The organism is Pseudomonas fluorescens (genome assembly GCF_902497785.1).
GTDB lineage: Bacteria > Pseudomonadota > Gammaproteobacteria > Pseudomonadales > Pseudomonadaceae > Aquipseudomonas > Aquipseudomonas fluorescens_BO.
In genome coordinates, this window is record NZ_CABVHK010000001.1 from 495,576 (window position 1) to 508,652 (window position 13,077).

The window sequence follows — 13,077 nt, forward strand, 5'->3', positions numbered from 1 at the left end:
TGCAGGCTAGCGGGCCGATTTGGTGTCGTACTGAAGTGGCGAATTTCCGCCAGGGCGAGGCTATTTCAAATGACGACGACCGATGATTTCAGATTCCACGCGCATGAGCTGATCGTCGACCTGGACGCGGCCACCACGGAAATGATGAAGCTGATTTCTGCTCATCAACTGAACGGCCCGGAGTGGGAGCGGGTCACGCAATGGCAGCACGAAGCTTATGAGCGATGGATGACTTACCTCAACGAACGATCCTATCCAGGGCCGGGCGACAGCAGTCCCAACACCTGCATTGCTTTATCGAATGGATGTCTGCATGACGACGCGCTACATTTCCTTTTTTTGGGATAAGGAAGCGTCATGCGGACGTTGATTGCGGGAGTCGTAACAGCGTTGTTGGCGGGGTGCTCATTGCCGGCTTCGCTGGTGCCAGGTGAGCCGAATGTCAGCAAGTACAGCGAAAAACCGCCAAAAGAGTATGCCGCTTGCGTATTGCCGGCGTGGCAGCAAGTCGTCTCCGGCTCTGCGCAAGTCGGGATTTCCAATGGCTACCGGATTACAGCGCCCAGCATTATCACCGCCGACGAGATTCTCGATATCGTGAAATCAAAGGACGGCAGCCGGGTGTCGCTGTATCAGGGCCCGCCCTGGGCCAAGTCCGGAGCGTTGCGTCAGGCTGTACGCGACTGTTTGTGAGGGTCAGTCGGTGACTTCGGTCACCGCAATGATCTGATCTGCAGCGACGGGCGTGCTGGCGCCGCTTTTCCTTTCGCGGCGTTCGTTGATCCAGTCGTCGACTTGCCCGTTGAACCCGGCGGGCGCTTTTCTTCCGACTTTCCTCGCCAGATCAAGAATGGTCTGCTGGGCGAGGGCCTCTTCCATACGTTTCTGCGCGGTCATCATCACGGTATGCACCGAGCAGTGGCCGGACAGCGCCCAGTCCGGGGCGGAACCTTCGAACAAGGCGCAGCGCCCGCGAATTTCGCGACAATCAAAGATCAGCTTCTGCCCGTCGATGGCGTTGACGATGTCGAGCACACTGATTTCGTCGGACGGCCGGGCCAGCTTGAAGCCGCCACGCACGCCCTCGGTGGCCACCACCAGTTTGGCCTTCGCCAGTTTGGTGAAGATTTTCGCCAGATAGTCCAGCGGTACGCCTTGCAGCTCCGCAAGGTCGCGCACGCTCGCCTCGCGGGTGTCGCCGCTGTTGCCCACCAGAAAAATCAGGCAATGAATGCCGTACTCAACGCCCGCGCTGTAAAGAGACATCTGAATCTCCGACTAATGTTGTCGCAAATATTATCAGCTGAACGTCAGGCGGGCAACGACTCCTGTCGGCGCTCACTTGCGCCTGCAAAGCCTTATCGCATTGGACAGATCGTCAAAGCGGGGGATCACAGTTTTCGATAGTAGCCATCACAAAAAACAGATTGCGCGATTTAACTGGGATCAATACAGTCGCAGTTGTTCGGTTGGCGCTGCCAAGCGTATGACCTCTGACGCATTCATTGATCGGCTTTCTCGCGGAGTAAAAAATGAAACAGCACATTCTGGTAATCGGCGCAGGTTTCGGTGGTATGTGGACGGCTTTGAGCGCGACGCGCCTGTTCGACCTGCATGCCCACAACGACGTTGAAGTGACTGTCCTGGCCCCGCAGGCCGAGCTGCGCGTGCGACCGCGCTTCTATGAACCGAACGCGCATCAACTGGCGGCACCGATCGGCGAGCTGTTCGATGCCGTCGGCGTGAAGTTCATCAAAGGTGCTGCGGACACCATCGACGTCGCGCAAAAACGCGTTGGCTACACCGATGCGTCCGGTGCCAAACAGGTGTGCAGCTACGACAAACTCGTTCTGGCGACCGGCAGCCGTCTGGCGATTCCTGCCACCGCCGGCGTGGGTGAGTATGCGTTTGACGTTGATCAGATTGAAGAAGCGGTCCGCCTGGAAAACCACCTGAAATCCCTGGCCGACCTGCCAGAAAGCAAAGCTCGCAACACGGTTGTGGTGGCGGGCGGTGGCTTCACCGGCATTGAGACGGCGACTGAAATGACGGCGCGTCTGCATGGGATTTTAGGTGAGCGTAGCGATGTAGAGGTGATCATCGTTGATCGCGGCGACAAGATAGGCGGCTCCATGGGCGCGGAAATCGCCAAATCGATCGAAGAAGCCAGCATCGAAACCGGCGTGAAATGGCACTTGAAGGCCTCGGTGGTGGCTGTCGATGCAAATGGCGTCGACTTGAGCGACGGCCAGCGTATCGATGCCAAAACCGTTATCTGGACCACCGGCGTGCGTGCCAGCTCGTTGACCGAACAGATCCCGGCCGAACGCGATCACTTGGGTCGCCTGCACGTTGACAGCCACCTGAAGGTCATTGGCCAGGACGATATCTACGCGACTGGCGACGTCGCTTACGCGGCGTCCGACGACATCGGCAACTACGCCCTGATGACGTGTCAGCACGCTATTTCGTTGGGCCGTCACGCGGGCAACAACGTTGCTGCACACATCCTCGGCGTGGACCCGACTCCGTACCGTCAACCCAAATACGTGACCTGCCTGGACCTTGGCAGCTGGGGCGCGGTGTACACCGAGGGTTGGGACCGTCAGGTCAAGCTGGTCAAGCAGGAAGGCAAGAACCTCAAGACACAGATCAACACGGTCTGGATCTACCCGCCTGCCGCCAATCGCGAAGCCGCACTGGCCGCTGCGGATCCGATGATTCCGGTCGCGTGAGACACGCTAGCGATGTTTGATAACTGATGTGAAAAATCCCGCCCAGAATTCCTTGGCAAGATTTTTTTTGTCCGTCCAACGGTTGCGCTTGTGAAATATTGCCTGTAGTTTTTCATGAAATTATAAATAGAAAATTTCATGAGGCTCGTATGTTCCAGCAATCCAGCCAGCACGTCGCCAGCTACTACGCCCACACCTGTGCGGATCTTCTGGTCGATCGTGCCGCGCTGGACGGCGAGCAGGACACCGACGTGTTGATCATCGGCGCGGGCTTCAGCGGTTTGCACACAGCGCTGCGACTGGCCTTGGCCGGCAAGCGCGTGACGCTGCTGGAAGCGAGTCGAGTGGCGTGGGCGGCGTCGGGGCGCAATGGCGGTCAGGCCATTCTCGGTTGGTCGTGCGACATGCCGCCACTCGAGGCGGCGCTGGGTTACGAACGGGCGCGGCGGTTGTGGGACGGCATGCGTTGGGCCGCACATGAATTGCGCGCATTGCCCGGCCGCCATGCTTTCGATTGTGATTATCGGCCCGGGCATCTGTGGACGTCGGTGATGCCGCGTCGGGTCGGCCTGTTGACCGAATGGCAACACGAGGCCAGCCACAAGTGGGGGCATGATGGCTTGCAATTCATTTCGCGTGAGCAGTTGCCGCAGTGGGTCGCCAGTGAGCGCTATCAAGCGGGTCTGTTTGACCCGGAAGGCGGGCACCTCAATCCTCTGAAACTGGCGCTCGGCCTCGCCGCCGCTGTCGAGCGCGCCGGCGGCAGGATCCATGAACACAGCAAGGCGCTGAATTATCGCGAGGAGGGCGGCCGCTACGTGGTCACCACTGAGCGCGGACGCGTCAGAGCCGATACGCTGGTGCTGGCGTGCAACGCGTATCTGGATCGACTTGATCCGCAGCTATCGAGTTGTGTGCTGCCGGTCGGTACTTATCAGGTGGCGACCGCGCCGCTTTCCGAAGCGCAGGCAACCGCGCTGTTGCCGAGCAACGTGTGCGTTACCGACAATCAATTTGTCCTCGATTATTTCCGCCGCACTCCGGATAACCGGCTGTTGTTTGGCGGTGGTTGCACCTACCTCGGGGGCATGCCGAAAGACATTGCCGCCGCGACCCGGCCGTTTCTGCAACGGGTGTTTCCTCAGCTCAAGGGTGTCGAACTGGAGTTCGCCTGGGGCGGGCATATTGACCTCACCCTCAAGCGCACCCCGGACATCGGTCGACGCGGCGACCTCTACTGGCTGCAGGGCTACTCCGGCCACGGCGTGCTGCCGACATTGGCGGGCGCTCGCGCCGTGTCCGACGCGATACTCGGTCAGCCGGATGAGCTGGCCTTGTACCAGGGCCTGGTCAACGGCAGTTTCCCCGGCGGTAAATACATGGCGGCGCCACTGGAGGCCATCGGCAAGGCCTGGTATCGGTTGCGCGACAGCCTTTGAATCGCACATTTTCTGGAAGCGTTCAGATGGACATGCAAGAAGAGATTTCGGCGCTGGCGATACTGATTCAGGACCTGCGCAAACATAAGAAATACACGCTCAAGGAACTCGCGGACAAGATTGGTCGCTCCGTCGGGTTTCTCTCGCAAGTCGAGCGTGGATTGTCTCGGCCGACGGTGGCGGACCTGACCGCCATCAGCGAAACCCTTGGGGTGCCGACCACCTATTTCTACAGCCTGCCCAAACCCATGGCCTTGCCGTGGGTGACCCGGCCGGACGAGCGCCGCACGCTGTATTACGCCGACGGGATCACCGACATCCTGGTTTCGCCGAAAATGCGCGCATCGTTCTCGATGCTCGAAAGCCGGCTTGAGCCCGGCGCGAGCAGCGGCGACCGGCACATGAACGACAGCTCGGAGCAGGGCGGTTACGTGCTCGAAGGCCAACTGACACTTTGGCTGGATGACGATCAACCGGTCACCTTGAATGCCGGGGACAGTTTTCAACTCGCCAGTCATACCCATTGCCGTTACGGCAATCTCACCGATCAGCTCACCCGGGTGCTCTGGGTTTACACCTGACAAAAACAACAAGGACTACAACGATGGATGCTGTCTGCTCTGATCTGGTTGCTGAAGTACGCGCATTTTGTCAGCGCTTCCCGGACGTGCGTTACGTGGACCTGATCTCCCTGGATATCCCGGGGCATTTCTACGGCAAGCGCTACCCGGTCGAGATGCTGGAAAAGGTTGCCGCTGGCAGTGCGCTTAAGTTGCCGCAAAACTGCGTGTTGCTCGGTACGCAAGGCGGGCTGTTCAAAATCGGTGACTATTGTTTCAACGATGGTGACCCGGATGCGCCGCGCCGGTTGGTGCCCGGTACGCTGAAGATCGTCGACTGGGAAACGCAGCCACTGGGGCAGATGCTGATCACCTCCAGCGGCACTGAAAAACCGATCGTCTTCGAGCCAAGGGAAGTGCTGGCGCAGGTGCTGGAGCGGCTCGCTCGCAAAGGGATTTTTCCGGTCGTGGCCTTCGAGCTGGAGTTCTATCTGTTCGACCGCCAGTTGCAAGACGGCTTGCCACAGTTCGCGCGCGATCCGTTGACCGACGATGCGGATGATCAACCCAACATGCACATCGAGCGGCTGTCGCGATTTTCGCCAGTACTCGATGAGATGGTGCAGACCGCACGAGCACAAGGTATCGACGCTACGGTGATCACCGCCGAGCTGGGACCTGGCCAGTTCGAGATCAACTTTGGCCACCTCGACGACGGCCTGCGTGCCGCCGACTGGGCCGCTCTGTTTTGCCGCAGCACCCGCGGCGTGGCCATGAAGCACAATTACCGTGCGAGTTTTATGTCCAAGCCTTATTTGCAACATCCTGGCAGCGGTATGCATGTGCACGTGAGCCTGTACGACGAGGCGGGCAACAACCTGCTGGCGGCCAACGACCAGCAACCGCTGCGCCATGCCGTGGCCGGTTGCCTGGAATTGTTGCCACATTGCATGCCGATCTTCGCGCCCAACCACAACGCGCTACGGCGCTTGAGCGGCACCGTGAACGTCGCAACGCGCGCCAGTTGGGGCTTCGAAGATCGGGACGCGTGCCTGCGGGTGCCTGAGTCGGACGCCAACAATCTGCGTATCGAACATCGCCTCGCCGGCGCCGACGCCAACCCGTATCTGGTACTGGCCGCGATTCTGGTGGGACTTGAGCAAGGGCTGGAAGCCGGTCGTGAACCGATTGCACCGCTCAATGAAGATCGCAGCAGTGGCGTCGACTTCCCGACGGAGATGCTGGAAGCCGTTCGAGTAATGCAAAGCCATGCCGAATTACGCAGAGGATTGGGTGACGAGTTCGTCCATGTCTACTGCGAAAACAAGCGCCAGGACCATCTGGCGTTCCTGCAAGACATCAACGCCCGGGAGTACCGCTGGTACCTGTAAATAAACCGCTCATCGATAGACGACCTTAAAAATAGTGTGGATATATAAGGGGTTAGAGCGATTAGTAACCGGATGGTGAGTCAAAACATCTTGTTACACCAAGCAATATTCCGTAATATTCTCACCGCGTTCACCACCACGGTTTATGCATTTTTAAGTCCCGGGCGTCCATCAGCTGCCCGGGATTTTTTTTGCCTGTCGGTTGAACAGAGGCGAGCGACCTCCTGCAAACAGTTCAACTGTCCGACAGAATTTTTTTTGAAATCAAGGGGTTGCCAGCCCCGGGAATTCAGTACATAATTCACGCCATCGAAAGCACTGACCGCTGAAAAAGCTCAATGTTTTCAAGGAGTTAGATCTCGAATCATTCTCCAAGTTTGTACGCGTCAGGTGTTGTGCTACATGACACCCGATGTTTGAGGCCGAGTAGCAAAATGGTTATGCAGTGGATTGCAAATCCACCTACGCCGGTTCGATTCCGACCTCGGCCTCCACTTTAAAACAGCTCCGTAGATCGATGATTTACGGAGCTTTTTTATTTGCGATGTCCTGCAAGATTTAGTCTTGAATTGGGTATTTGCCAACTTGCTTCACCGGGACGGGATGTATATATTTCGTCCTCTGTTGCACAAGCGTCAGAGCGGCCAGTTCTCCTGTGCCAGTTCCAGGATGCTTGATCGCGCTACCGCCCGAATGGCGAAACTGGTAGACGCATGGGACTTAAAATCCCCCGCTCGTAAGGGCGTGCCGGTTCGATTCCGGCTTCGGGCACCATCTTAAAATCAAGGGTTTGCGGGCGAAAGCTGATGCAAACCCTTGTTTGTTTCTGGTCGCAATTATTGAGACGGATCGCCATTCACCGGGTGGGACCGCCACGAACGGCTACGCCTTCAAAGGGAAGAGTCGATCATCGAACTGACTTAATCGAGGGTACTCAATAGGGTGATCGTCACCGAGGTTTTCCAGTCGTTGGCGGTAGCCCGTCAGCAATTGCTGTCGAGCTTCATCAGTGATGTACGGCACATGCCAACCGACAAAAGGCGGCAACACCTCCAGCCCGACATAGGCCAGTGTCCCGCGGAGCAGCGGGCGTAGCATGTCCTCCAAAGGTCCATGAATGGCGCCTTCGCCGAACATGTGTTCACGCCCGCCCAGGGTCACCGTCACCAGTGCTTTCTTGCCGCGCAGGCCGCCTTGATCGTAGAAGCGCTTGCCGCCATAGCAGAGGCCGGACACCAGGACGCGATCGATCCAGCCCTTGAGGATGGCCGGTGTCGAAAACCAGTAGATCGGGAAGTTGAGAATCAGCAGGTCGGCCCACAACAGTTTGTCCAGTTCGTGCTGGATATCGGCGGCAAGTGTCTGTTCTTTGCTGCTGCGCCGTTGCTCCAGCGCGTAGACCAGGTACTCGGGGTTTTCCCGGGTGGAGAAATCCTCGGCGCTGGCCACCGGGTTCCAGTTCATCTTGTACAGGTCGGATACCCGCACCTGATGCCCTTGGGCTTGCAGGGTCTCGACTGCCTGGTTGCACAAGGCGGCGGTGAAGGATTTTGGTTCGGGATGGGCATGCACGATTAAAACGTTCATGACAGTTCCTTGAAGTTCGGAAGTTGTTTCAGGGTGAAGTGAGCTCGCGCCAATCAAAAGTAAGTCGGCCACGAACGCATTTCATGGCGCCCGATGCCGTTATCGATTGCGCGCCGTTGAGCCGCCAATGCCTCGACGAGAAAACGCCGGGTTTCGCGCGGTGCGATCACCTCGTGAACGCCCATCGCACCGGCCAGGGCAAAGGCCGAGGTGTCTTTCGAAAATTCAGCGTGCAAGCGCTCATAGCGTTCGGGGTCGGATTCGCGTGTGACGTCATGCACAACGCTGACCGCCACGCCGGGGTCGACGAAGCTGACGTCGGCCATGCACCAGGCGGCCGACTGGTCGCTGTTGCGGCCACCGCCAAAATTCAGGTAGGCCTGTCCGAAACTCTTGCGCACGATGACCGAGAGCTTCGGCACCGAGCACAATTGTACGGCGTGGATCATGTTCATGATGTGGGCCGGTGCAGCGCGTTTCTCGCCTTCGATGCCCACGAGGAAGCCGGGGGTATCGACCAGAAACACCAGCGGGATGTTGAACGAATCACACATTGCGATGAAACCGCTGGCCTTGCGGCACGCATCGGCGTCCAGCGCTCCGCCCTTGAATTGCGGGTTGGAAGCGACGATGCCAATGCTCACGCCTTCAAGACGGGCGAGGGCGGTGACCACCGAGCGTCCGAAGCGGTCCTTGAGTGGGAACAGACTGTCGCGATCAACCAGCGTGGCGAGCAATTTGTGCATGTCGTAGGTTTTGCCCCGCTGCGCAGGGACAATGGTTTCAGGTCCCGACACGTCCGGGCGGTCTTCGGGTTCGCAAGGCAAAACCGGTGGCGCCTCGTTCGAGTGCGACGGCAGGTAGCTGAGAAAGCGTCGAATGGCGGCCAGCGCTTCCTGGTCATTGTTGACCACCATGTCCGCCAGCCCGGTGATTTGCGCGTGCATGCGCCAGCCACCCAGCTCTTCCGTATCGGACGTTTCGCCGATCGCCACGGCGGTGACCTTGGGGCTGGAGACGGCGAGCAATGCGCCTTTGCGCATCACCGTGAAATCCGCCAGGCAGGAATACCAGCTCGCCGAACCGAAGCAGGGCCCGAGCACGGCGCTGACCCAGGGAGTCTCGCGGCGCCGGCAATATTGCTGCGCATCCTGACCACCGCTGGCCATGCTCGCCGCGCCCATCGCGTCCTGCATGCGCTGGCCCGACGATTCGCCGAGAAAGATCAGTGGCATGCCGTTGCGGGTGGCACATTCCTTCATGTAGGCGATCTTGCGCGCGTTGATCCACGAGGACGACGCGCCTTTGACCGTCATGTCGTTGGACACCACGGCCACCCGACGCGCGTCAATGCGGCCGAAGCCGGTGATCTTGCCGTCGGCGGGGGTGCTGTCTCGATCCTCGGGGCGGGATGAATGGGCCAGCATGCCGATTTCGCTGAAGGATTGCGGGTCGAGCAGACCTTCCAGGCGTTCGCGTGCATTGAGCACGCCAGCGTCGCGGCGCGCCTGAAGCCTGGCTTCGCCGCCCATTTGCAAAGTGCTGGCACGGCGAGCGTGGAGTTCCTGTTCCGGTGATGGGTGTTCGCAGGTCATCGTGGAGTCTCATTGGGAACTATGACGGCACGTCCGACGATTTCGCCGCGACGCATTTTGTGCAGGACTTGCGGCACCTCATCCAGTGGGTGGCGTTGCAAGTGAATCGGTAGGCGACCGGTAGCGGCCAGCGCGATGAGTTCGATCAGCTCGGCCTTGCTGCCGCCGAACGTGGTACTGATCATCGCGCCATATGGCAGTGAACCGTTGCGCAACTCGAAGGCGCCGTGTCCGCGCCCGACTACCACGATGTGCCCGAGCGGGCGAATCACCCCGGCGGCCAGGCGCAGAGTGTCGCCGCTGCCGACGAAATCCAGCACCGCGTCGACCTGGCCGATGCGCTTGAGGAATACCCCGGGGGTCAAATCGGTGGCGTCCAGCACCCGGTCTACCCCTTGGCTGACCGCCAGCCCGAGGGCCTCGACGCGGGTGTCGATGGCGATGACTTCGGCCGCTGTGATCGCGCCCAGCGCGGCGATTGCGATATGCCCCAGTCCGCCGACACCGATGACCAATACGCGACTGCCGGGTGAAAGCAGGTGAGCGACGCGCTTGACAGCGTGATAGGCGCTGAGCCCAGCGTCGGTCAACGGTGCGGCCCTCCAGGGTTCGAGCGTGCCGATGTCCACCAGACAGTCCTGGTGGATCACCACGTATTCGGCGAGCCCGCCGTCATAGCCGCCGCCGTAGATGCGCCGCGAAGTGGAGCAATAGTTATTCCAGCCGGCGATGCACGCTCGGCAATGACCGCAACCGGGAATGCTCACGGCGCAGGCCTGCCCGACTGTCCAGCCATCGACACCCGGTCCGAGTGCGTCGATCCAGCCGGCGATCTCATGGCCGAGGGTCATCGGCAGTTGCACATCGAGGTGCGGGGGCGAGCAGCACAGATCGTCCAGCGCATGCAGGTCCGACTGACACAGGCCATTGCCGCCGACCCGCAGGCGTACTTCACCGTGGCCTGGAACCGGCACAGGCACTTTGCATAGACGCCCGCCGTCCTGCCAGTCGAACATGCGAAAGGCCCGCATGGTGCGGATGGGGGTGGGTTGCGTATTCATCGTCAATCACCGTTTGCCAACACCAGGGTCATAAATGCCGACATCAGCAGCCCGCTGGCCTGGACCAGACAACTGCTGGCATTGGCTACCTGACGCTCGGCGCACTCTCCACGTAGCTGACGCACCGACTCGATCATCAGTTGCATGCCGAACTGGCCGGAGTGATTGAAGGCCAACCCACCGCCCGAAGTGTTCACCGGCAATGCGCCGCCGGGGGCTGCACGGCCGCTGCGCAGGAACGCCCCGGCCTGACCGGGTTCGCACAAGCCCATGGCTTCGAGCGCCACCAGCACGTTGATGGTGAAGGCGTCGTAAATCTGCACCATGCTCAAGTCCTCGCGCTCGATGCCGGACATCTGTAGCGCTCGCTCGGCGCAGCCGCCGATCACGCCAGGGTCGAGCCAGTCGGTGGAGCCGAGCGGTGTGACGTGATGCAGGTAGGTGTCGGCGAATCCGCGAATGAATACCGGCGGTTTCGCCAAGGTGCGTGCGCGGTCGGCTTTGGTGAGAATCAACGCACCGGCACCGTCGCTGACCAGGCAGATGTCAGCCTTGCGCAACGGATCCGAGATCAGCGGCGACGCCAGGTACTCCTCCATCGTCAGCGGCTTGCGTAACGTCGCGTGTGGATTCAACTGCGCCCAGCGTCGTGCGTTGATCGCTACTTCGCCGAGGTCTGCTTCGCTGGCCTGATAGCGATGCAGATACTGCTGCGCGAGCATCGCGTACCAACTGATCGGGCTAAGTACGCCGTAGGGCGCCACAAATTGCCCCGACGGCGAGCGCGGGTCGGTGATCACGCCGCCCCGGCTGCGACTGTGATCCAGGCGCTGGGTACTGCCATACGTCACCAGCGCCACTGAGCACAAACCTGCCTCAATGGCAGCCATGGCGTGAATCAGATGAGTAAGCGGCGAGCCCCCGCCCACCACCGTGCTGTCGACATACCGCGGCGTGATGCCCAAATACTCGCTCACCAGCAGCGCGTTGGCGCGGTCGTCCCAATGGGCGAACACGCCGTCGACATCGGCACGCGTCAGCTCGGCATCGAGCAAGGCATCGCGGGCGGACCGGCATTGCAGCGAAAGCGCGGTGTCCCCCGGCTGCGCCTTGCCAAGACCGGCCTCGCCGACACCGACGATGGCGTAACGGCCGGGCAGAAGGGACGTGTCGAGCGTCATGGTTGCGGCTCCTGCTCGACAAGTTGCGCCCGCACGTCTTTCTTCAACACCTTGCCCACCGGACTGCGCGGCAGGCTCTCCCAGAACAGCACCTGCTTGGGTGTTTTCAGGCTGCCGAGTTTTTCCCGGCAGACCGCGATGAACTCTTCGGCCGTCGCGCTGACGCCCGCCTTGAGTTCGATGACGGCGATGACTTTCTCACCCCAGTCCGGATCGGGTATTCCAACCACGGCGCAATCCATCACCATCGGATGCGCCCAGATCACCTGTTCGATCTCGCTCGGGTAGATGTTGAATCCTCCGGAGATGATCATGTCCTTGGTGCGATCGACGATGTACAGATAACCACTTTCATCGAACACGCCGATGTCGCCGGTGTGGTGCCAGCCGAATCGTCGCGACTCAGCGTTGGCTTGCGGGTTATCGTAGTAACCCGGGGCGACCAGTTCACCACGGGCGACGATTTCGCCACGCTCTCCGGACTCGACAAACCGTCCTTCCTCATCCATCAGCGCCACTTCGCAAGCGCCGGTCGGACGGCCGGCGGAACCCAGGTGTTTGCCGTCACGCATATGATCTTCGCGGGTCAGTATCGTGATGACGCCTGGCACCTCGGATTGGCCGTAGGCCTGAACGAACACCGGTCCCCACAACGCGATGCCTTCGCGCAGTTTGTCCACGGACATCGGCGCCGCGCCGTAGATCACGTATTCCAGTGAGGAGCAGTCGCGGGTTTTGGCCGCCGGGTGCGACAGCAGACGGTAGATCAGCGTCGGCGGCAGGAACAGGTGCGTGATGCGTTCGCGCTCGATGGTTTCGAGCACGGCACCCGGGTCGGCGGACGGCGCGATAACGTTACGCGTACCAAAACTCGAAAGCGCCATGGCTGTCGCACCGGCGGCATGGGTCAGCGGTGCCACGACCAAATGCGCAGGGCTTTTCGCTGGCGGCATGAACTGGTTGCTGATGCGGTAGCAGGCCAGCAGGGCGCGATGGCTTTGCATGATCGCTTTCGGCCGACCGGTCGTGCCACCCGATGACTTGATCAGCGCGGTGTCGTCGAGGGACTGGCGCACGGTGCAGCGCTGGCCGGCATGTTCGCGGCACCACTGGGCGATGCTCTGCCCGTCGACGGGTTCGTCCAGGCCGATCACGGTTTTGAGGGTCGGCACGCCGGCGCGAATGCGCTCGGCGTGTTCAGCGTATTGGGAGTGCAGCACCAGCACGGACAGCTGGGTGAAGCGCATGAACCAGATCAGGCTGTCGATCGAATCACGGGCATTGAGCGGAACGAAGGTTGCACCTGCGCGCAAGGCGCCGAGCATGGCGACGAAGCTCAATGGATGGTTGGGCGCCAGCACACCGACATGGGGGGAGCTTAGTCTCAGCAGCGCCAAGGCATGGCCGATGGCATGGGTATCGGCCTGAACCTGGGCGTAGGTGAGGCTGAAACCGGTGCCTTGCAGGCAGATGTTATCCGGGTGGCGATCGGCGCCGGCATCGAAGTGGTCGGTAATCATTTCCATGG

Annotated in this window: 12 protein-coding genes and 2 tRNA genes; 8 read left to right on the top strand and 6 right to left on the bottom strand. The window is 60.4% G+C overall.

Features of this window, described 5'->3' with window-relative positions; genetic code table 11:
• The first annotated feature begins 69 nt into the window (after positions 1 to 69).
• Both F8N62_RS02445 and F8N62_RS02450 read left to right on the top strand, forming a co-directional pair.
• On the top strand, positions 70 to 348 hold the full coding sequence (locus F8N62_RS02445; RefSeq protein ID WP_224791325.1) for a hypothetical protein: 279 nt from the start codon (positions 70 to 72) through the stop codon (positions 346 to 348).
• A gap of 9 nt (positions 349 to 357) precedes the next feature.
• Positions 358 to 693 (top strand): hypothetical protein, encoded by a 336-nt coding sequence (locus F8N62_RS02450; RefSeq protein ID WP_150709463.1) that lies wholly within the window; start codon positions 358 to 360, stop codon positions 691 to 693.
• Between the two features lie 3 nt (positions 694 to 696).
• On the opposite strand, the gene F8N62_RS02455 is transcribed toward F8N62_RS02450, so the two are convergent.
• Positions 697 to 1,266: an RrF2 family transcriptional regulator gene (locus F8N62_RS02455; protein WP_150709464.1), complete on the bottom strand. Its 570-nt coding sequence runs from the start codon at positions 1,264 to 1,266 to the stop codon at positions 697 to 699.
• Between the two features lie 266 nt (positions 1,267 to 1,532).
• On the opposite strand from F8N62_RS02455, the gene F8N62_RS02460 reads away from it, so the two are divergent.
• The 6 genes from F8N62_RS02460 to F8N62_RS02485 all read left to right on the top strand — a co-directional run bounded on the left by F8N62_RS02460 (position 1,533) and on the right by F8N62_RS02485 (position 6,899).
• Positions 1,533 to 2,735, top strand: a complete 1,203-nt coding sequence (locus F8N62_RS02460; protein WP_150709465.1) for an NAD(P)/FAD-dependent oxidoreductase — start codon at positions 1,533 to 1,535, stop codon at positions 2,733 to 2,735.
• A 149-nt stretch (positions 2,736 to 2,884) separates the two neighbouring features.
• Positions 2,885 to 4,174: an NAD(P)/FAD-dependent oxidoreductase gene (locus tag F8N62_RS02465; protein ID WP_150709466.1), complete on the top strand. Its 1,290-nt coding sequence runs from the start codon at positions 2,885 to 2,887 to the stop codon at positions 4,172 to 4,174.
• A gap of 26 nt (positions 4,175 to 4,200) precedes the next feature.
• A complete protein-coding gene (locus F8N62_RS02470) occupies positions 4,201 to 4,755 on the top strand; it encodes a helix-turn-helix domain-containing protein (RefSeq protein WP_150709467.1) in 555 nt (184 codons plus the stop codon).
• Positions 4,756 to 4,778: 23 nt separating this feature from the next.
• On the top strand, positions 4,779 to 6,125 hold the full coding sequence (locus tag F8N62_RS02475) for a glutamine synthetase family protein (protein ID WP_150709468.1): 1,347 nt from the start codon (positions 4,779 to 4,781) through the stop codon (positions 6,123 to 6,125).
• A 420-nt stretch (positions 6,126 to 6,545) separates the two neighbouring features.
• Positions 6,546 to 6,619, top strand: a tRNA-Cys gene (locus F8N62_RS02480).
• Positions 6,620 to 6,812: 193 nt separating this feature from the next.
• Positions 6,813 to 6,899: transfer RNA gene (locus tag F8N62_RS02485), tRNA-Leu, on the top strand.
• A gap of 108 nt (positions 6,900 to 7,007) precedes the next feature.
• Here the strand turns inward: F8N62_RS02485 and F8N62_RS02490 are convergent.
• From F8N62_RS02490 to F8N62_RS02510, 5 genes are read right to left on the bottom strand one after another with little or no spacing between them, the layout of a single operon-like run.
• Positions 7,008 to 7,712: an NAD(P)H-dependent oxidoreductase gene (locus F8N62_RS02490; protein WP_150709469.1), complete on the bottom strand. Its 705-nt coding sequence runs from the start codon at positions 7,710 to 7,712 to the stop codon at positions 7,008 to 7,010.
• A gap of 53 nt (positions 7,713 to 7,765) precedes the next feature.
• Positions 7,766 to 9,307, bottom strand: coding sequence for an acyl-CoA carboxylase subunit beta (locus tag F8N62_RS02495; protein WP_150709470.1), 1,542 nt, complete (start codon positions 9,305 to 9,307; stop codon positions 7,766 to 7,768).
• The gene (locus F8N62_RS02500; RefSeq protein ID WP_150709471.1) at positions 9,304 to 10,368 is read right to left on the bottom strand and encodes an alcohol dehydrogenase catalytic domain-containing protein; all 1,065 of its coding nucleotides are present in this window, start codon (positions 10,366 to 10,368) and stop codon (positions 9,304 to 9,306) included. The genes F8N62_RS02495 and F8N62_RS02500 overlap by 4 nt, the downstream gene beginning before the upstream one ends.
• Positions 10,369 to 10,370: 2 nt before the next feature.
• Complete coding sequence (locus tag F8N62_RS02505; protein WP_150709472.1) at positions 10,371 to 11,549, bottom strand: thiolase C-terminal domain-containing protein; 1,179 nt, start codon at positions 11,547 to 11,549, stop codon at positions 10,371 to 10,373.
• Positions 11,546 to 13,075 (bottom strand): AMP-binding protein, encoded by a 1,530-nt coding sequence (locus F8N62_RS02510; protein WP_150709473.1) that lies wholly within the window; start codon positions 13,073 to 13,075, stop codon positions 11,546 to 11,548. The genes F8N62_RS02505 and F8N62_RS02510 overlap by 4 nt, the downstream gene beginning before the upstream one ends.
• Positions 13,076 to 13,077: the final 2 nt, after the last annotated feature.

Coding starts and splice junctions, on each gene's coding strand:
- F8N62_RS02505 (WP_150709472.1), bottom strand. CDS start 11,549: ATGACGCTCGACACGTCCCTTCTGCCCGGCCGTTACGCCATCGTCGGT.
- F8N62_RS02500 (WP_150709471.1), bottom strand. CDS start 10,368: ATGAATACGCAACCCACCCCCATCCGCACCATGCGGGCCTTTCGCATG.
- F8N62_RS02495 (WP_150709470.1), bottom strand. CDS start 9,307: ATGACCTGCGAACACCCATCACCGGAACAGGAACTCCACGCTCGCCGT.
- F8N62_RS02465 (WP_150709466.1), top strand. CDS start 2,885: ATGTTCCAGCAATCCAGCCAGCACGTCGCCAGCTACTACGCCCACACC.
- F8N62_RS02445 (WP_224791325.1), top strand. CDS start 70: ATGACGACGACCGATGATTTCAGATTCCACGCGCATGAGCTGATCGTC.
- F8N62_RS02510 (WP_150709473.1), bottom strand. CDS start 13,075: ATGGAAATGATTACCGACCACTTCGATGCCGGCGCCGATCGCCACCCG.
- F8N62_RS02455 (WP_150709464.1), bottom strand. CDS start 1,266: ATGTCTCTTTACAGCGCGGGCGTTGAGTACGGCATTCATTGCCTGATT.
- F8N62_RS02450 (WP_150709463.1), top strand. CDS start 358: ATGCGGACGTTGATTGCGGGAGTCGTAACAGCGTTGTTGGCGGGGTGC.
- F8N62_RS02475 (WP_150709468.1), top strand. CDS start 4,779: ATGGATGCTGTCTGCTCTGATCTGGTTGCTGAAGTACGCGCATTTTGT.
- F8N62_RS02460 (WP_150709465.1), top strand. CDS start 1,533: ATGAAACAGCACATTCTGGTAATCGGCGCAGGTTTCGGTGGTATGTGG.
- F8N62_RS02470 (WP_150709467.1), top strand. CDS start 4,201: ATGGACATGCAAGAAGAGATTTCGGCGCTGGCGATACTGATTCAGGAC.
- F8N62_RS02490 (WP_150709469.1), bottom strand. CDS start 7,712: ATGAACGTTTTAATCGTGCATGCCCATCCCGAACCAAAATCCTTCACC.